The sequence below is a fragment of the Pseudomonas sp. RIT-PI-q genome (genome assembly GCF_001297125.1).
In the GTDB taxonomy this organism is placed as follows: Bacteria; Pseudomonadota; Gammaproteobacteria; order Pseudomonadales; family Pseudomonadaceae; genus Aquipseudomonas.
Genome location: NZ_LHPC01000015.1, coordinates 24187 through 42324, shown reverse-complemented (window position 1 = coordinate 42324; position 18138 = coordinate 24187). Strand labels below are relative to the sequence as shown.

General features: G+C 59.8%; 17 protein-coding genes. 12 read left to right on the top strand and 5 right to left on the bottom strand.

Going from position 1 to position 18138, the window contains the following annotated elements:
* Positions 1–63: 63 nt before the first annotated feature.
* From AEQ67_RS03565 to AEQ67_RS03555, 3 genes are all read left to right on the top strand, one after another.
* The gene (locus AEQ67_RS03565; RefSeq protein WP_059402511.1) at positions 64–1119 is read left to right on the top strand and encodes a tartrate dehydrogenase; all 1056 of its coding nucleotides are present in this window, start codon (positions 64–66) and stop codon (positions 1117–1119) included.
* 106 nt (positions 1120–1225) lie between these two features.
* A complete protein-coding gene (locus AEQ67_RS03560; RefSeq protein WP_059402510.1) occupies positions 1226–2581 on the top strand; it encodes a dicarboxylate/amino acid:cation symporter in 1356 nt (451 codons plus the stop codon).
* Positions 2582–3043: 462 nt separating this feature from the next.
* Positions 3044–3424: a RidA family protein gene (locus tag AEQ67_RS03555; protein WP_059402509.1), complete on the top strand. Its 381-nt coding sequence runs from the start codon at positions 3044–3046 to the stop codon at positions 3422–3424.
* A gap of 177 nt (positions 3425–3601) precedes the next feature.
* Here the strand turns inward: AEQ67_RS03555 and AEQ67_RS03550 are convergent, their stop codons facing one another.
* From AEQ67_RS03550 to ahr, 3 genes are all read right to left on the bottom strand, one after another.
* Positions 3602–4186: a hypothetical protein gene (locus AEQ67_RS03550; RefSeq protein ID WP_059402537.1), complete on the bottom strand. Its 585-nt coding sequence runs from the start codon at positions 4184–4186 to the stop codon at positions 3602–3604.
* A 169-nt stretch (positions 4187–4355) separates the two neighbouring features.
* Positions 4356–5123 (bottom strand): metallophosphoesterase, encoded by a 768-nt coding sequence (locus AEQ67_RS03545; RefSeq protein ID WP_059402508.1) that lies wholly within the window; start codon positions 5121–5123, stop codon positions 4356–4358.
* 124 nt (positions 5124–5247) lie between these two features.
* The gene (ahr, locus tag AEQ67_RS03540) at positions 5248–6279 is read right to left on the bottom strand and encodes an NADPH-dependent aldehyde reductase Ahr (RefSeq protein WP_059402507.1); all 1032 of its coding nucleotides are present in this window, start codon (positions 6277–6279) and stop codon (positions 5248–5250) included.
* Positions 6280–6617: 338 nt separating this feature from the next.
* On the opposite strand from ahr, the gene AEQ67_RS03535 reads away from it, so the two are divergent.
* The 7 genes from AEQ67_RS03535 (at position 6618) to AEQ67_RS03505 (ending at position 14670) form a co-directional block, all read left to right on the top strand.
* Entirely contained in the window at positions 6618–6893 is a 276-nt protein-coding gene (locus AEQ67_RS03535; RefSeq protein ID WP_063854407.1) for a YtcA family lipoprotein, read from the top strand.
* Positions 6894–6909: 16 nt separating this feature from the next.
* Complete coding sequence (gene mdtN / locus AEQ67_RS03530; RefSeq protein WP_059402506.1) at positions 6910–7962, top strand: multidrug transporter subunit MdtN; 1053 nt, start codon at positions 6910–6912, stop codon at positions 7960–7962.
* Complete coding sequence (locus tag AEQ67_RS03525) at positions 7959–10004, top strand: FUSC family protein (RefSeq protein ID WP_059402505.1); 2046 nt, start codon at positions 7959–7961, stop codon at positions 10002–10004. The genes mdtN and AEQ67_RS03525 overlap by 4 nt, the downstream gene beginning before the upstream one ends.
* Positions 10001–11461, top strand: a complete 1461-nt coding sequence (locus tag AEQ67_RS03520) for an efflux transporter outer membrane subunit (protein ID WP_059402504.1) — start codon at positions 10001–10003, stop codon at positions 11459–11461. The genes AEQ67_RS03525 and AEQ67_RS03520 overlap by 4 nt, the downstream gene beginning before the upstream one ends.
* A gap of 172 nt (positions 11462–11633) precedes the next feature.
* A complete protein-coding gene (locus AEQ67_RS03515; RefSeq protein WP_059402503.1) occupies positions 11634–12953 on the top strand; it encodes an MFS transporter in 1320 nt (439 codons plus the stop codon).
* 25 nt (positions 12954–12978) lie between these two features.
* A complete protein-coding gene (locus tag AEQ67_RS03510) occupies positions 12979–13731 on the top strand; it encodes a maleate cis-trans isomerase family protein (protein ID WP_059402502.1) in 753 nt (250 codons plus the stop codon).
* Positions 13732–13788: 57 nt separating this feature from the next.
* Complete coding sequence (locus AEQ67_RS03505) at positions 13789–14670, top strand: LysR family transcriptional regulator (protein ID WP_059402501.1); 882 nt, start codon at positions 13789–13791, stop codon at positions 14668–14670.
* Between the two features lie 11 nt (positions 14671–14681).
* Here the strand turns inward: AEQ67_RS03505 and AEQ67_RS03500 are convergent, their stop codons facing one another.
* Complete coding sequence (locus AEQ67_RS03500; protein WP_059402500.1) at positions 14682–15599, bottom strand: LysR family transcriptional regulator; 918 nt, start codon at positions 15597–15599, stop codon at positions 14682–14684.
* A 166-nt stretch (positions 15600–15765) separates the two neighbouring features.
* Between AEQ67_RS03500 and AEQ67_RS03495 the strand changes: the two genes are divergently transcribed.
* Positions 15766–16530, top strand: a complete 765-nt coding sequence (locus AEQ67_RS03495) for an SDR family NAD(P)-dependent oxidoreductase (RefSeq protein WP_059402499.1) — start codon at positions 15766–15768, stop codon at positions 16528–16530.
* 41 nt (positions 16531–16571) lie between these two features.
* Here AEQ67_RS03495 and AEQ67_RS03490 read toward each other — a convergent pair whose 3' ends face one another.
* Positions 16572–17474, bottom strand: a complete 903-nt coding sequence (locus AEQ67_RS03490; RefSeq protein ID WP_059402498.1) for an AraC family transcriptional regulator — start codon at positions 17472–17474, stop codon at positions 16572–16574.
* A 181-nt stretch (positions 17475–17655) separates the two neighbouring features.
* On the opposite strand from AEQ67_RS03490, the gene AEQ67_RS03485 reads away from it, so the two are divergent.
* Positions 17656–18096 (top strand): DoxX family protein, encoded by a 441-nt coding sequence (locus AEQ67_RS03485; RefSeq protein WP_059402497.1) that lies wholly within the window; start codon positions 17656–17658, stop codon positions 18094–18096.
* Positions 18097–18138 lie beyond the last annotated feature (42 nt).

The following is an 18138-nucleotide window of genomic DNA, read 5'->3' as shown; positions in this document are numbered from 1 at the left end:
ACACCCTGATTGAACACCCCGTTCAGCAGGCACAACAAAAACGTGACGAGAGTGGAGTTGATGATGAGCGCATACAAAATTGCTGCGGTCCCAGGTGACGGTATCGGTGTTGAAGTGATCGCTGCGGGCGTTGAGGTGCTGCAAGCCTTGTCGAAAAAATCCGGCTTCGAACTGGATTTCAAACACTTTGACTGGAACTCCGATAACTACCTGAAGAATGGCTACTACATCCCCGAAGGTGGCCTGGAAGAGCTGAAAACCTTCGACGCGATCTTCTTCGGCGCTGTCGGTGCGCTCAACGTACCGGATCACATTTCGCTCTGGGGCCTGCGTCTGCCGATCTGCCAGGGCTTCGACCAGTACGCCAACGTGCGTCCGGCTCGCGTACTGCCTGGGGTGAAAAGCCCGCTGCTCAATGGCGATCAGATCGACTGGGTGGTGGTGCGTGAAAACTCCGAAGGCGAATACTCCGGCAACGGCGGCCGTGTCCACCGGGGCCTGCCTGAAGAAGTCGCCACGGAAGTGTCGGTGTTCACCCGTGCCGGGGTAGAGCGCATTCACCGCTTCGCGTTCGAACTGGCGCAAAGCCGTCCACGCAAACACCTGACCATGGTCACCAAGTCCAACGCCCAGCGGCACGGCATGGTGTTGTGGGACGAGATCTTCTACGAAGTCGCCAAGGATTTCCCGGACGTCAAAATCGACAAGGAACTGGTCGACGCCGTGACCACGCGCATGGTGCTCAAACCGTCGACGCTGGACGTGATCGTCGCCACCAACCTGCACGCCGACATCCTCTCCGACCTGGCCGCCGCGCTGTCCGGCAGCCTGGGTATCGCACCGACGGCCAACCTCAATCCTTCGCGCAAATTCCCTTCGATGTTCGAACCGATCCACGGCTCGGCCTTCGACATCACCGGCAAAGGCGTGGCCAACCCGATCGCGACGTTCTGGACGGCCGCCATGATGCTCGAACACCTGGGCGAAGCGGCTGCGGCGAAACACCTGATGTCGGCTATCGAGGCGGTGACCGAGAGCGGTCTGCACACCCCGGATCTGGGCGGCACGGCCACCACCCGCCAGATCACTGAGGCGGTCATCGACTTGATCAACCGCTGATAGAACTCACCGATCCAAGTAGTACTGCGGCACGACGCCAAGGGGCGGCTCACTGAATCCGACCCCTTGGTATTTCCTGACAACAATAAAAAATCAGGGCCCTGTCATGAAAAGAATATTCGGCAAACTCTACGTACAAGTGCTCATCGCCGTGATCCTCGGCGCCATCGTCGGGGTGCTCGTTCCCGAAACCGGAACAGCACTCAAACCCTTGGGCGACGCGTTCATCAAACTGATCAAAATGCTCCTCGCGCCGGTGATCTTCCTGACCGTGGTCACGGGGATTGCCCGCATGGAAAACATGAAAGAGCTGGGCCGTGTCGGCTTCCGGGCGCTGCTCTATTTCGAAGTCGTTTCCACGCTGGCGCTGGTCGTCGGTCTGGTGGTTGTTGATGTGTTCAAGCCCGGTGCCGGCATGAACATCGATGTCGCCACGCTGGACACGTCGAGTCTGGCCACTTACACCACTGCGGTGAAACACGCGTCGTTCATGGACTTCGTCATGAACATCATCCCCGACACCATCGTCGACGCCTTCGCCAAGGGCAACGTCCTGCAAATCCTGCTGTTTTCGATCCTGCTCGGTATTGCGCTGGCGCATGTCGGGCCACGGGGAAAAGTGTTCGTCGACGCGCTGGACAGCCTGATGCAAGGGATGTTTCGCATCGTCAACATGGTCATGCGCCTGGCCCCCATCGGTGCCTTCGGTGCCATCGCGTTCACCATCGGCAAATACGGCTTCGGCTCGCTGTTTTCGCTGGGCAAGCTGATGGCCTGCGTCTACCTGACCTGCGCCGTTTTCGTGATTTTCGTGCTGGGGCCGATCTGCCGCTACAGTGGCTTCAGCCTGTGGAAGTTTCTGAAGTTCATCAAGGAAGAACTGTTCACCGTACTGGGCACCAGCTCGTCGGAATCGGTGCTGCCGCAGATGATTTCCAAGATGGAAAAGGCCGGCGTTTCCAAACCCGTCGCCGGGATGATCATTCCCTCGGGCTTGACCTTTAACCCGGATGGCCAGGCGATTTACTACACCATCGCCGCTATCTTCATCGCGCAGGCCACCAATACGCCGCTGACCCTGACCGATCAGTTGATCGTCCTGGCCGTGCTGATGTTCACCTCCAAAGGCTCGGCCGGTGTCACAGGCTCGGGATTCATCATCCTGGCGGCGACGTTATCGTCCCTCGGCACCATTCCCGTGGCGGGCATGGTGTTGCTGCTGGGCGTTGACCGATTCATGTCGGAAGCACGGGCGATCACCAACACCATTGGCAACGGCGTCGGGACGATGGCCATTGCCAAATGGGTCGGGGCACTGGACACCGTGAAGATGAACAAGGCGCTGAACGGGGAAGTGGAAGAAGAGAAGTCTGAGAAGGTTCCAGCAGACAGCGTTGCCGGTGCGTCATCGACGACCACCAGTTCCTTGTTGCCGAACTTCAAAAGCGTTTCCCAGGGATAACGTTCTAATCCAGCCACCGCGCAATCCATGTAGCGGCTGGCGAAGCCTGCGTTCGGCTCGGGCCGCGATCGGACGCAGCAGTCGTGAAATCAGCAATGCGGTCCTTCAGGACTACCTCGCATTCAGGTTTCACGACTGCTTTGCAGCCGAACGCAGGCTTCGCCAGCTGCTACAGGTTATTTGTCTCAGCTAGTTCCCGTCCGCTACCTTGCGCTCTATCTCCGCTATTTTCCGACTGAGTTCCTCTGCTTCCTGCTCTTTGGTGCGAGGTGAAGAGGGCGGAGCGGTCTGATCCTCCGGTATTGACGTGGTATCCGATTCGACGTCGTTAACGCTGTCATCGTTGTTCATATCGCTTACCTCCATTGACCTATTCATTGGATACGGCGATAGGGCTGGAGTTCTGTAAACTGGCGGCCCAAAAAGGCGTCGCCCCATTACCCACTCAAGCGAGAGACTTCCATGGCAAACCACGACATCACCTTCGTTCCCGATCCCGACTCGGAATCCATCTCCTCGGACGTCGCCGGTTTCGGCGGCCTGTTGGTCTCCACGCAAATTCCCACCCACGCCGACGGCAGCCTGGAACTGGGTGATATCACCCTGCAGAGCGAATGCACGTTGCAGGCGCTTAAAATCGCGCTGGAACGCGCCGGCAGTTCCATGGATCGGGTTTTGCACCTGACCATCTACCTCACCGACATGGCCGACCGCGCCGCTTTCAATGAGGTCTACCAGCGCTTCTTCGCCAAGCCCTGGCCCGTTCGCGCCGCGGTTGGCGTGGCCGCCCTGGCGGTCGAAGGCATGCGTGTGGAAGTCACCGCGATGGCCGCCAAAGGTTGAGACCGCAGACCCGATCAATAGATTTGTATGAATCTTGTGAAGAGAATCAGGCTCGTTGAACGATTGAGCTAATGTCTAGTTGTTCGCCTCGCCAGCCGCAGCACAATCAGCCCGTCCCTGAAGTGGCCGGTGAGGCGAACGCTCTTCAAGTCGCTATGCCGCGACAATCAGTCTTGTTCAAATTCCCAGATAGCCGAAGTAAACGAATGCCACCGCCGCTGCAATGACAAACGCCAGCAGCGCCTTTGTCGTTGTAGTGTGCAGCGGTACGGATTCGGTCACTCGCTGCAAACGGGTCTCTGAAAACGCTGTGCGGTTGTCGTAACGGAGCCTGATTGCCCGGTAGGTGTATCGGGCTCCGATCAGCAGAAGCAGGGCTATCAGCCCGATGGCAGGCCAGCTGGTTTTGGCCGGCTTGACCAACGGCGCGAGGTTGTCTTGTTGGCAGGCAGCGCTATTGACCTCCAGAACGGAAATTCGCTTGTCGTCCGTCGAGGGGAGCTTCTTGCCGCCCTGGATCGTCGCCAGTTGCTCGAGATCAAACGCCTTGTATTGCCAAAGCGTGGGCTGTCCCTCTCGGCAATAGGTGAACGCTGTGGGGTTTGAGGCGGCGATGATGCAGGCGTCGTCGATACCCAGTTTTTTCAGCGTTTCAGTCGCTGCCCGTGTGAAGTCGAGGTCGATGACAGGAATGACCCCGGTTGCACATGCGGTGACCGAAACCAGCAGGCTTCCCAGGAAGCAGATGATTGATTTTTTCAAGATAGGCGCTTCCTGGTTTTTTGTTGATTTCCCAGTTTTAGTGCACCCAACGTTGAGTTCGTCGACGCAAGCCTTCGCCCTCAAAGAGTGCGCGTCATGATCGTCCTCCTTACGATCACGACGCTCAGAAAAGATTAGACAATCCTGGAGGATTTCACACAGCCAGGAATCAGATATTGAGAGCTATTACCAATGAATCATCGAAGTCCGGATTTTCATTGATGCCATTTTTTGCATAACCCCGGGCGTTGCACAGGACGCGGGTGTTGCCCACCTGGTAGTCAAAGCTTCCATGGGTATGGCCATGCAGCCAAAGAGCCGGCTGCCAGTCCTGGATCCGATCTTGGAGGTCTGAAACAAAACTCGAATTGATCGGTGAATTCGCAAACAGCGGGCTGATGCTAAACCGTGTCGGTGCGAAATGGGACACCACCACCGTGGGAATGCTGCTGTTGCGGGAGAAGCAATCGTCCAGCCAGGCGACAGTCTGTAGAAAAATAAGCTGTGAAATGGCTGGCGTGAACAGGTCTTGAAAATCCGGCGAGATTTTTATGTGGGTGAAGTCGCGCATCAGCTGGGTCGCCAAATCAATCCCGTGTGCCCGATCCTCGGCAGAATCGAAAAGACGATAATCCGACCACAAGGTGCAACCCAAAAACCGCACGCCGTTGTGGACGTACTCCGAACGTTCCAACACGTGGATCTGCGTGCCTTCAGCTAACCTGTTCAACTGTTCGTAGGTCGAGATCAGGTCACTGCCATAAAACTCGTGATTGCCTGCCACGTACACGACTGGAACGGGACTCGATCTGGCCCACTCAATGGCCTTGGCCGGCCGGCAGATGTCTCCGGCGAGCACCACGACATCGGCATCCACCTCGGGAAAAGGGATCGCGTTGACGGACAAGTGGACGTCGGACAGTAAAGCGATGCGCATTGATCAATTCCTACCTGTTTTGAAGGGCAGCGAATTCAACTTACGCGTTCATCGCCTCCAGCGACAACTGAATATCACACACGGTCTCGACGGCGCGAGCGGCGTTACCCGCCGCGCCAGTCTGTCATTTGCTGGCGTCCAGCACGACGCGGTAGCGCGCCTTGCCGCTGCGCAGGTGATCGACGGCGTCGTTGACCCGGCTCATGGGGAAGTGCTCGACCTGCGGCAGGATCTGATGGCGGGCGCAGAACTCCAGCATGGTCGCCGTGGTGCTGGGCGAGCCGACGGGCGAGGCAGACAAACTCTTCTGTTGGGGAATCAGGTCGAACACGTGCACGGGGATAGCGCCGGGCACGACGCCTACAAAATGCAGGCGACCCTTGCCGCGCAGGGTTGCGAGCATGGCCGGCCAGTCGAGGTCGGCGTTGGCGGTGACGAGGAGAAAATCCAGGGTGCCGGCAATCGATTTCAGCGCGTTACTGTCGGTCGAGGCGACGACGTTGTGCGCGCCCAGGCGTTTGGCTTCGTCCTGCTTGCTCAATGACGAGGTAAAGGCGGTGACTTCGCAGCCCCAGGCGTTGAGGAAACGCAGCGCGAGGTGCCCGAGGCCGCCGATGCCCACCACGCCGACCCGGTCGGTGGGCTTGACGTCGAATTCCACCAGCGGGTTGAACACCGTCGAGCCGGCGCAGAACAGTGGCCCGGCCATGGCCGGATCGAGTCCGCTCGGTATCGGCAGGGCCCAGGCCCAGTGTGAACGCAGGCGATCGGCGAAGCCGCCATTGCTGCCGATGATGGTCGGTTTGGCGGTGCCACAAAGGTGATGGGCGCCACCGATGCACGAGGAACAGTGCATGCAACTGCCCTTGTACCAACCAATGCCCACCCGTTGTCCCACTTCGAGACCGCGAACCTGCGCGCCCACGCGCACGATACGGCCGACCACCTCGTGGCCGGGGATAAAGGGGTAGGCGCTGATTCCCCAGTCGTTATCGATCAGCGACTGGTCGGAATGGCAGACGCCGCAATACTCCACGGCGACTTCCACTTCTTCGTCCCCCAACGGGCCGGGATCGTAGCTATAGCGTTCCAGTGGAGCGCCGGGGGCCGTTGCGGCCCAGCCGGTGAAGGTCGTGAGTTCGGTACTGTCGCTCATGGGGCACCTCCAGATCAGAAGACAGGGGTTAGGGCAGCGCGGAGGCTGCGACGGAGCCAGTGAAGTGTAGCGTGTCGGTGGCCGGTGTCTCGGTTGCCGATAAGCGTAAGGTTTACGTAAAAAGTCGCGGTCAACGAGTGGCCAACGACCCCTGCGGTCGCACACTATGTGGGTGGCAATTGCGTTCATAGGGCCGGCCAGGAACTTGCAGTGTTTGTGGGCTATAAAGGAATCTCGCTGATCGAATCAGAAAAGCGCGATTCACCAGGACCGTACCCTATACAGAGGCGTGTCCGTCGACAGCTCAAGCACCATTTCCCTTTGATGGAGGAGTCTTGATGGGCCGCAAGGGGAGGATCAGCCGGGAAGGCATTCTGCTGTTACTGACGTTGGTGCTGTCAGCCTGTTCCAATGCGCCATCGGTCTCCGTACTGGGCGCCTATTTTCCCGACTGGCTGTTCTGCATCCTCGGTGCCGTGGTGGTAGCCTTTCTTCTCCATGCCCTGCTGGATCGGTTCGGTTTCGGTGCCTGGCTAGTGCCACCCACGTTGACTTACCCCGTGCTGACCGTGCTGTTTGCCCTGAGCGCCTGGCTGCTGTTCTTCCAGTCCTGACCGGGAGTTGCCCCTCATGAGCGAAATTGTTGTGAAGACGCTGCCCCGGCGCATCCTGTTCCTGGTCGTGCTGGGTTTGACCCTGATACTGCTGGTGTGGGTGGTCTGGCGGCTCGACAACGCACCGCGCACCGATGACGCCTATGTCTACGCCGACACCATCAATGTCACCCCCGAGGTCAGCGGCAGCATTGTCGAGTTGCCGGTGCACGAGAACCAGCAGGTGAAGCAGGGCGATGTGCTCCTGCGCATCGATGCACGCCCTTATCAGGACGCCCTGGATCAGACCCAGGCGTCGCTGCAGGCGCTGAACCAGGAAATTATCCTCAGCCAGCGCCAGGTCGATGCCCAGCAGTTCAACTCCGACGCTGCACAAGCCAGCATCGAACGGGCCAAGGCGACGGCTACCCAGACCGCAGACACCCTGCGCCGCATGGAGCCGCTGTTGTCGCGCGGCTATGTCTCCGCGGAGCAGGTGGACCAGGCGCGCACCGCCGCCAAAAGTGCCCGTGCCGAATTGAACGCCGCGCAGCTACAGGTCAAGCAAGCGGCTGCTGCCGTCAGCGGAGTTGACGCGTTGGTCGCCCGGCGCGCGGTGATCCAGGCGCAAATCTCCCGCGCCGAGCTGGATCTGGAGCACAGCGTGGTGCGCGCACCCTTCGATGGACGCATCGTCGGCCTGACGACGTCCGACGGCCAGTTCGCGGCCGTCGGGCATCCGCTGTTCAGCCTGATCGACACGCGGCGCTGGTACGTGGTGGCGAACTTTCGCGAGACCGAACTGGACAGTATCCATACCGGCAGCCGCAGCACGCTTTACCTGATGAGTGACAGCGGGCGTGCTTTCAGCGGGACCGTCGACTCCATTGGCTTCGGCGTCTTTCCCGACGATGGTGGCGCTCAGGTCAGCGGGTTGCCGAGGGTCGCGCGCACTATCAACTGGGTGCGGGTGGCGCAACGTTTCCCGGTGCGCATCCGCGTCGATCAGCCCGACCCGCAGCTGTTCCGCATAGGCACTTCGGCGGTGGCGGTGATCCATGCCGATAGCGCCGAAGGCAAACCGCAATGAAAGCCATGGATAGCTGGCCTGAGCGACTATGGCGCTTCGTCGTCGCAGAACTGGCACCTTTTCCCGGGCGCGCCAATGCGCTGTTGCGCAATCTGCTGGCCTGCACCCTGGTGATCATCCTGGCGATGAGCCTGGAGCTGCCGTTGCTGGCGTTGTCGCTGATCATGGTGTTCTTCGTCAGTCAGTCCAATGTGGTGCTGACGCGCATGGCCGGCATTCTGTTCATCGTCAGCGCCACACTGGCCATCGGCATTGCGATCGTTCTGCTCAAGTTCACCTACGGCTATCCGCTGCTGCGCATTCTTTTTGCCAGCGTGGTGTTCCTCGTCAGCCTGTTCGGCATGCGCGCCACGCGCCTCGGGCCACTGTTTTTCGTGGTGGCGATCGTCACCATTTACGTGCAGAGCCTGGTGGATCTCGTGGCGCAGCCCGAGTTGCTGTTACGCGCCTGCCTGTGGGTGTGGATGGCCGTGGTCTATCCGACGCTGGTCACCTTGCTGGTCAATACGCTGTTGTTGCCGCAAGAACCGCAACGGTTGCTGCGCGAGGCCATGCAGCGGCAGTTGGCGCAGGTCGAATCCCGTTTGCTCGCGTTGGAACAGGGCCGCGCAACGATCCCGCCGATCAGCCCGACTGACGTGCAGCAGGGCGTGCTCAGCCTGCATAAACTGCTGAAGTTCGCCAGCATGCGCGATGCCGGCTACCGTGCCCGCGAGGTGCAGCATCTGGCGTTGATTACCGGCGTGTCGCGGCTGTATGCCGCCGTAGCGTCCCTGAGTGCGCCAGTCCCGGATGTCGAAGCGCTGTCGGCGTTACACCACGATTGCGCGGCGCTGGCCAGGGCGATCGAGGCTGACCCCATGTCGCCACTGGTGTTGCACAGCGAGACCCTGAAACGGCCGCTGATGCCGGCGGCGCTCGAGGAGATGCGTGACGCTCTGCGCACCCTGGCTGCCAGCGACAGGCTTGTCCCGGTCAGCAAAACCCCGGCGAAGGAGCCGCTCCTGGCCAGCGATGCCTTCAGCAATCCCAACTACCTGTTGTTTGCCTTGAAGACCTGGCTGGCCACGTTGTTCTGTTATGTGTTCTACAACGCGGTGGATTGGCCGGGCATCCACACGGTGATGCTGACGTGCGTGATCATCGCCTTGCCCAGTCTCGGCGCCTCGACCCAGAAAGGCCTGTTGCGTGTCGGCGGTTGTCTGGTGGGAAGTGCCCCGGCAGTGCTGTGCACGGTCTTCGTCATCCCGAACATCGAGACGCTGGGCGGCTTGTTGCTCATGAGCCTGCCGGGGATCGGTCTCGGGGCCTGGGTCGCGGCGGGCTCCGAGCGCATCAGTTATGCCGGTTTGCAGATCATGTTCTGCTTCGCCCTGGCCTTGCTCGAACAGTTCGGGCCGAGCACCGACCTGACGGAAATCCGCGACCGACTGGTGGGGATCGTTCTTGGCGTTGTGGTCAGCACGCTGATACATCGTTTGCTGTGGCCGGAAGGTGAGGGTGACAGTCTGCGCCGGCGCCTGTCCGCCACCCTGCAGAGCATCGCCGGACTATTGCGTGCGCCAGCCTCCGGTGCCTCGACCGATCACCTGCATGAACAGAGTTTGCGCACCTGGAGCCAGCTCGCCGAGTGCGAGGCGATGCTCGCGCGGGTCGCCCTGGAGCCCGGTTGGCAACAGGGCGAGCATGAAGAACTGACGCTGTTCACTCAGACGCTGTTGGCCAAGGCACGGGAAATCCTGCTGGCCGCCGGCCAGTTTCAGCGTAACCGCGCCGCGCTCGATGCCGAATTGCCCATGCCGTTGCGGACCTGGCTGGACGCGCATCAGGAGCAATTGGGTGTGTGGCTGACTCGCTACGCGGCGCGACTGCAGGATCAGTCGGTTGCGACGGCCGATTTACCGCCATTTGATCCGCCAGTGGACAGTGGGCCGGGTGACGACGAGCTGCTCCGGGAGCTGCACGAATTACGTCGGCGGTTTGGTTCGCTGCCGGACTGGCCGTCATTCGAAACGGGCACGCTGGCGGAGCTGCGGCCATGAACGGTGCCATTCGTGGGTGCATATTTATCGGCCTGAGCCTGATCGTCGGCGGCTGCGCGCTGATTCGCGAGGAGGGCGATCTGGTGGCGCAACGCGACCCGGCCGAGATCCGCCTGGCCGACGATCTGCACCTGGCTCGCGACGGTTGGCCCGAGGCACGCTGGTGGGCGCGCTATCAGGACCCGCAGCTCGATCAGTTAATCAACATGGCTTTCGCTCAGGCACCGAGTATTGCCATCGCGCGCAGTCATATCGATCAGGCCCGCGCTCAGGCCGCCTCAGTGAAATCGCTGACCGGCGTGCAAGTCCAGCTGATCGGCCTGGTCAATCGCCAGCACGTTTCCGCCAATGGTTTCCTTGGCCCCTTCGCCGAAAACGAACCGGCGCTCGGCCTCACCGGCCCCTGGTACACCGAGGGCATCGTGGGCCTCGGCGGCGTGTACCAACTCGATCTCTGGGGGCGACAGCGCGCGCAAGTGGACGCCGCCCTGGGTGTGCGCAACGCGCGTCAGGCCGAAGCGGCCTGGGTCGAGCTGGAAGTGTCCAGCGGCGTGACCCTGCTGTATTTTCAGATCCAGACGGCACAGCAACTGCTCAGCGACTTGCAACAAATGTCGATCATTGCCGCCGAAGTCGTGGCCGCGCACCAGGCGCGCATCGAACGTGGGCTGGAGGCGCAGCCGCAACGGCAGCAGGCGTTGAGCAACCAGGCACTGATCGATCGTCAAATCGTCTCGTTGCACAGCCAGACGCAGCAATTGCGCGAAGCCATGCGGGCGTTGCTCGGTGTCGGCGCCGACGTCTCGCTGCCGCTGATGCCACGGTCCCTGCCGGAACACGCCTATGGGGTGCCGCAGAGCCTGGGCTATGAATTGCTGGCACGCCGCCCGGACTTGCAGGCGATGCGCTGGCTGGTGCAGTCGTCCTATTCGAACATCGATGCGGCCAAGGCGGCCTTTTACCCGAGTTTCGACATCAAGGCCTTCTTCGGTGCCGACGCCCTGCACATGGGGGACCTGTGGGACCACGGCAGCCGACAAATCAATCTGATCCCCGGGATGACCCTGCCGATCTTCGACGGTGGCCGCCTCAATGCCGACCTGGCAAACGCCCGCAGCCTGAGCAACACCCTCGTGCAGCAATACAACCAGGCTGTGTTTGACGCCGTGCGTGACGTCGCCGTAACCGGCAGCAAGTTGCAGGGGCTGGAAACGGAGGCGACGCTGCAACAGGCTCGAATCGGCAATATGCGTTTCAACCGCGACAGCGCTGAAGCGCATTACCAACGCGGCCTTTTGGGGCGGGTCGCGGCACTGGAAGCCAACTTGCCACTGCTGGCCGAGCAGAGCGGCCTGGCCTTATTGCAGGGGCAACGCCTGGAAAGCGAGGTAGCGCTGATCAAGGCGTTAGGCGGTGGTTATTACTCCAGCGACTCAACAGCGGCAATCAATCAGTAAAACGCCTCCTTCTGCTGCCATCGCCATCCGCGATGGCAGGCTCGTGAATGCCTGATATACGACGCGTTTTCCCCCTCCTAACATCGGTCGCACATGAGCATTCGTTTGCCGACGGCCATCTTCGGCACACGAGTTTCCAAAAATAATAAGTTGAGTCCCACGAGGTTTAACCATGAAAACTCTAGCGGCCGTATCTGCGGCCAGTGCCCCTGCAGTGGATGGAGCCAGTCAACTTACCGCCAACCAGCGATACATTACGTTGGGAGGCTCCTGGGCCGCCTGGTTGTTTGATGCCCTGGACGCGACGATCTTCGGTTTTGTCCTGCTGGCGATCGCCAAGACCTTCGCCGTTGGCCTGGGCGATGTGGTCTCCACGGTGGCCTGGTTTCTGCTGGCGACCGGGATTGGCGGTTTCTTCCTCGGCAACCTTTCCGACAAGATCGGCCGCAAGAAAACCATGATGTTGTCGGTGTTCGTCTACGGCACCGGCACCTTGCTCTGTGCGTTTGCCGACAGCCTGTGGCAACTCAATCTGTTCCGTTTCTGCGTCGGCATCGCCGTCGGTGGCTTGTGGTCCGCCGCTGCAGCACTGGTGTCGGAGATCTGGCCGGCGCAAGGTCGTGCCAAGGCCTTTGCGGTGATGCAGACCGGCTGGTCGGGCGGTGGTCTGCTGGCAGCGATTTTCGCCTGGACGTTCCTCGACGGCGGTAACCCTGAGTCCTGGCGGCACTTGTTCATCTACGCCTCGATCCCGGCCTATTTCACCCTGGTGTTCATCTGGCTGTTCGTCAAGGAGTCGCCGGTCTGGCTGGCCAACCGCGAGTTCATGCGCACCAACGCCAGTAAAGGCCAGTTGATGGAAATCTTCCGTCCGCAGTACCTGAAACTGACGCTGCTGGGCCTGAGCATTTCGGTGCTGGGCATGTACGGCTACTGGATCATCACCACCTTCATGCCGGCCTACCTGCAGAACATTCTCAACGTACGGATCGATCAGGCACCGGTCTTCGTGATCTGGATCGGCATTGGCGCCACCATTGGTTATCTGGCCTACGGCTACCTGGCCGAAAGCCTCGGTCGACGCTTGTCGTTCGCGATCTTCTTTGGCGGCATGGCGATCATGGTGCCCGTGTTTGCCTACTCGGCGACGTTGATGCCTTTAACCGACGGCAAGCTGCTGTTCACCACCCAGAACGTCATCACCCTTGGGTCGCTGGCCGCGCTGTTGGGCTTCTTCACCGGTTATTTCAGCGGCTTTGGCGCCTGGTACTCGGAGTTGTTCCCGACCAGCATCCGTTCGACCGCATCAGGTTTCTGCTTCAACTTCGGCCGGGTCGGCGCCATTGCCGGCATCAAGCTGGTGCCGGTGCTGATCCCGCTCATCGGCTTCACCGCGACCATTTCTCTTGCCTCCGTTTCCTACGTCATCGCCGCCGTCATGGTGTTCACGTTGCAGGAAACCAAAGGCGTCCAACTCACCAGCGGCAACTGATCTGCACTGCTCAAAGGAAAAACCCATGAAAAACTTTCGCATCGGCCAAATCGTACCCAGCTCCAACACCACGATGGAAACCGAAATCCCGGCCATGCTGACTTCGCGCTACGGGCTGTTTCCAGAAGAACATTTCACCTTCCACTCCTCGCGCATGCGCATGATGCACGTCAGCCCCGAAGAGCTGAAAAAGATGGACATCGACAGCGACCGCTGCGCGCTGGAATTGAGCGATGCGCGAGTGGATGTCATGGCCTACGCGTGCCTGGTGGCGATCATGTGCCAGGGTCCTGGCTATCACAAAGTCTCGCAAGAGCGCCTGGGCAAGACCGTTGTTTCAAACCGGTCGAACGCTCCGGTACTCAGCTCCGCCGGTGCGCTGATCGACAGCCTGCACATGCTCGACTACAAGAAAATCTCGATCATTACGCCGTACATGAAACCGCTGACCCAGCAGGTCATCGACTACATCGAGGCGGCGGGCGTCGAAGTGGTCGATTCCATCAGCCTGGAAGTGGCTGACAACCTTGAGGTCGGTCGCCTGCACCCGATGAATCTGGTGGCCCACGCCGACAAGCTGAATATCGGTCAGGCTGACGGCGTGGTGCTGTCGTGTTGCGTGCAGATGCCTTCGCTGCCAGCGATTCAGCTGGTACAGGATCGCCTCGACAAACCGGTGTTGTCAGCGTCGGTCGCCACCGTTTACCAGATGCTGAAAACCCTCGGCCTCGAGGCCAGGGTCCCGAATGCCGGCCACCTGTTGTCCGGGGCGTTCTGAGCCAGTGACCGAGGAGGTACTATGCTGGCCATTCAGATCAGCTAACCGGTATCTCACATGAAGCTCGACCCGGTCTCTTTGCGACTCTTCGTCAGCGTCGTCGAAGAAGGCACCATTGCGGCCGCCGCCAAGCGCGAACACATCGCCGCGGCGGCGGTCAGCAAGCGCCTCAGCGAGCTGGAAGAATTGCTCGACTCGAAACTGCTCAACCGCACTAACAAGGGCATTTCGCCCACCGACGCCGGTCTGTCGCTGTTGTTCATGGCCCGCAGCGCCCTGAACAACCTCAACGAAATTGTCGTGCAGATGCGCGAATACTCCTACGGCCGCCGTGGCTCGGTGCAGGTCCTGGCCAACATCTCCGCCATCACCCAGTTCCTGCCCGGCTTGATCAAGTCGTTCATGCAGCTGTACCCGTTGATCAACATCAGCCTGGAAGAAAAGCAAAGCCTGGCAATCACCAAGGCAGTGGCGGAAAACCGCGCCGAGATCGGTATCTTCACGCGTCTACCCCATGGTGCCGACATCGAGGTCTTTCCGTTTCGCACCGATCGGCTGGTGTTGCTGGTGCCCAACGGCGATTCGCTGGCCGACCGCCAATCGGTCACATTCAGCGAAACCCTGGAGCACGAATACATCGCCTTGCGCAGCGGCACTCACCTCAACTTTCAGTTGATCAAGGCGGCCAATGACCTCGGGCGCTCACTGAAAATACGGATGGAAGTGTCCAGTTACGACGCGCTGTGCCTGATGGTTCAAGCCGGGTTGGGCATCGGCATCATGCCCGAGGGGAGTGCGGCGATTTACAAAATGGACGGGGCGACGGTGGTCCGGCTGGATGAACCGTGGGCGTCCCGCGAACTCAGCGTGTGCATACGGTCGCGAGAATCGTTGTCGGCCGCTGCGGGATTGTTTCTGGAGCATCTGCTTGAAGGGTAGGGTGCCTGCGTTCATGCCATCGACTCATCCTCCGAATGTTGTCCGATGAACCGATCAATCAGCCATCGCGCGGCGGGCCCCGGCGCCAGATCGGTGCGATAGATAACGTCGAACGGATAAATCCCGCTGTTGTATTCCGGTAATGTCAGGTGCACCAGTCGGCCGGAATCCAGGTCCTCGCGGACCATCGTGATCGGCATGTTCCCCCAGCCAATGCCTTCACGCAGCAACATGTGTTTGGCGCCCAGGTCTGCCAGCCGCCACGTGCGGGTACTGAGGACGGCGAAGTCCTTGTCTTTGGTCAGGACGGAGCGGTCGGACAGCACCAACTGAGTGAACTCACGCCCGGCCCCTGGCATGTTCGAGTCACTTGACGCCAGTGGATGATTGGGCGCTGCAACCGGAATCAACTCGACACTGCCGACTCCGATTCTTTCAATGCCATCGATCCCCTCATTCATCGGGCCGCTGACGCCGATCGACGCGCCACCATTGATCACCAGTTCAGTGACTGCGCCGAGCGCCTCCATATGCAAGTGCAGAGCAACCGTCGGAAATGCCTCACGGAATGATTTGAGTGCGTCCACCACGCGCTCGGCGGGCAGCATGACATCCAGCACGACGTGGATTTCGGCTTCGAGCCCTTGAAGCAAGCCTTTCACTTTGGCGCGTAATCCATGAACACCGTTGGCGATGGTTCGCGCTTCGGCCAGTACGGTGCGGCCGGCATCGGTGAGTTGGGGTTTACGCGTGGTGTGGCGGTCAAACAGCGACACGCCGAGTTGCATCTCGAGGTTGGCAATTGAATAGCTGATGACTGAGGTGGCGCGGTGCAGCTTTCTTGCCGCCGCCGCGAAACTGCCGACTTCTACGACGGTCAGGAACACGCGCAGTTGGTCCAGTGTCGGTGTGCCTGGGTCAGAGATCATGTGTGTTTCCTCGAACGTGTCGGTCAATGGTGCCCGAGCTGTTTTGACGAGCCCGCTGGAAGATAAAAGCAGAACCCCGACAGGACGAGCAAGCCTGCGAAAGAGTGGAGGGCGGCAATCGGCGACAGTGGAGTCGTCGAAAGCAACCACCCTCAGGAGAAATGACATGACTGATTTTATCCCTACCCCCAATGAAATCGCTGGCAAAGTCGTGATTGTGACGGGCGCTGCCAGTGGCATTGGCCGCGCCATCGCCGAGCTGTTCCATGCCCGTGGCGCCAAGGTCATTGCTGAAGATATCAACCCTGAAGTGAACGCCCTTGAGCGTCCGGGACTGGTGCCTTTCGTGGCCGATATCACTGTCGACGGTTCAGCTGAAACAGCGGTTGCATTGGCCGTCCAGCATTTCGGCAAGCTCGACGTGTTGGTCAACAATGCCGGTCGGATTATCTACAAACCTCTCGTTGAAATGACCCGCGAGGATTGGAGCTGGCAGATGGAGACGAACGTTACTGGGGCGTTCCTGCACTCGCGTGAAGCCGCCAAGGAAATGATGAAACAAAAGTCCGGCGCTATCGTCAACATCGCCTCCTATGCGGCTTACTTTGCCTTCCCGGGCATCGCGGCCTACACCGCATCGAAAGGGGCACTGGCCCAATTGACCCGAACTCAGGCCCTGGAAGCGATTCCGCATGGTATCCGCGTCAACGCGATCGGCGTGGGTGACGTAGTGACCAATCTGCTCAATCACTTCATGGAAGACGGTCCAGGCTTCCTCGAAGAACACGGCAAGTCAGCGCCGATCGGCCGCGCCGCTTCGCCCAACGAAATCGCAGAGATCGTTGCATTTTTGGCCTCCGAACGGGCCAGTTTTATGGTGGGCTCGGTCGTCATGGCTGATGGCGGTATGAGCATCCCCGTCGGCAGTTGAATGCTCGTTCACGCAAGCGACACGGCGCAGGCCGTGTCGCTTCATTTGCGGTAATGGCTGGGCGGGACGCCCACCTGGCGCTTGAACACTTGCGAGAAATGACTGGCGCTGCTGTACCCGACCTCCAGGGCGATATCAATAATGCTCCGGTCGGTTTCGATCAGTTGCTGTTTTGCCTTGGTCATTCTCAGCTTGATGAAGTATTGAGACGGTGAGTGCCCTGTTGCGCGTTTGAACAGCCGGCTGAAATGGTATTCACTCATGCCGGCTTCGTGAGCCAGATCGGCCAAACGAAACGCTTCACCCAAACTGTCCTCCATCGTCTGTACAACACGCTTTAGTTTGAACGCAGGCAGCGCATTGCGCTTCGCGATGTTTTCCGCGTCGGCATCAAGATAGCTGCGAGCCAGATGCACTGCGATGCACTGAGCGATCCCTTGTACCAAGAGTGCGCTGGTTTCTGGGCGGGATGTCAGTTCGACTCTGAGCTGTTCGAGTAGCACCGACAGAACCTCGTCTCGACCGCCGGAAATTTCGCGTAAGCGAATGGAGTCTGTGGCGCCTCCATGGACTTCCTCAATCGCCCGTTCGAGAAGCTGCAAACCGAGATAAATGTGCATGACCACGAACGGTTCCGGGCTGGTCACGCGCCAGCGCATTTCGTAAGGGACGGCGGAGGTGGTCAGGAAAAAGTCGCCTGGCGATACCTCGCTCGCCAACCAGTCTTCACCGGCTGCCCGCTCTTCAATGGTTGCGTCGCCAGACAGCACCCAAACAATCAGCGGTTCTGCGACGGCAGGAACGATGACGCTTTCCTCGATCCGCTCGCGGGTAAAAATCTGCACCAATACGTCTTTCGCGCAAACATCGTCGGACGCGGCCAGGCGCTCACCACGAATGTGCGCTTGCAGGCCTGTCGCTGAAGTTCGCTCAGCGCTCGTCACCGTTTATCTCCTCGAGGTTCATGCGCGGTTACATCAAGGCCAGAGCTTAGCAGGCCAGCTTTTCTATTTTTTCGCACCTAATGATCTAAATTAGTCAGCTATTCAGATGAGAACGCGAGGCGCACCATTTCTTCACCAGGGCGATTCATACCGAATCGCGCCTAACCGAAGGAAATACCTCATGGCTAACTCTGCACACATCGCACATCCAACCACCACTGAACAGAACCGCTCGGACGTTACCCAGGCCTCGGCATCGCTGATCGGCCGCGTACTGCTCAGCGTGATTTTCATTCTGTCCGGTTTTTCGAAACTGGCCGCCCCGGCGATGATGATCGGTTACATCGGCTCCGTTGGGTTGCCGTTTCCGCAATTGGCTTTGGCGCTGGCGGTCGTTGTTGAAATCGCCGGTGGTCTTGCGTTGATCCTGGGTTTCCGTGCGCGGGCCGTTGCCTCGGTGCTGGCGTTGTTCAGTGTGTTTACCGCATTGGCTTTCCATAGCGCACTGGCGGATCAGAACCAATTCATCCACTTCTTCAAGAACATCGCCATGGCCGGCGGCCTGTTGCAAGTCGTGGCATTCGGCGCCGGTCGTTTCAGTCTTGATGCTCGCCGTCGCTGATTACACCTTGCAGGAGCTGGCTTGCCAGCGAAGAACTCGAAT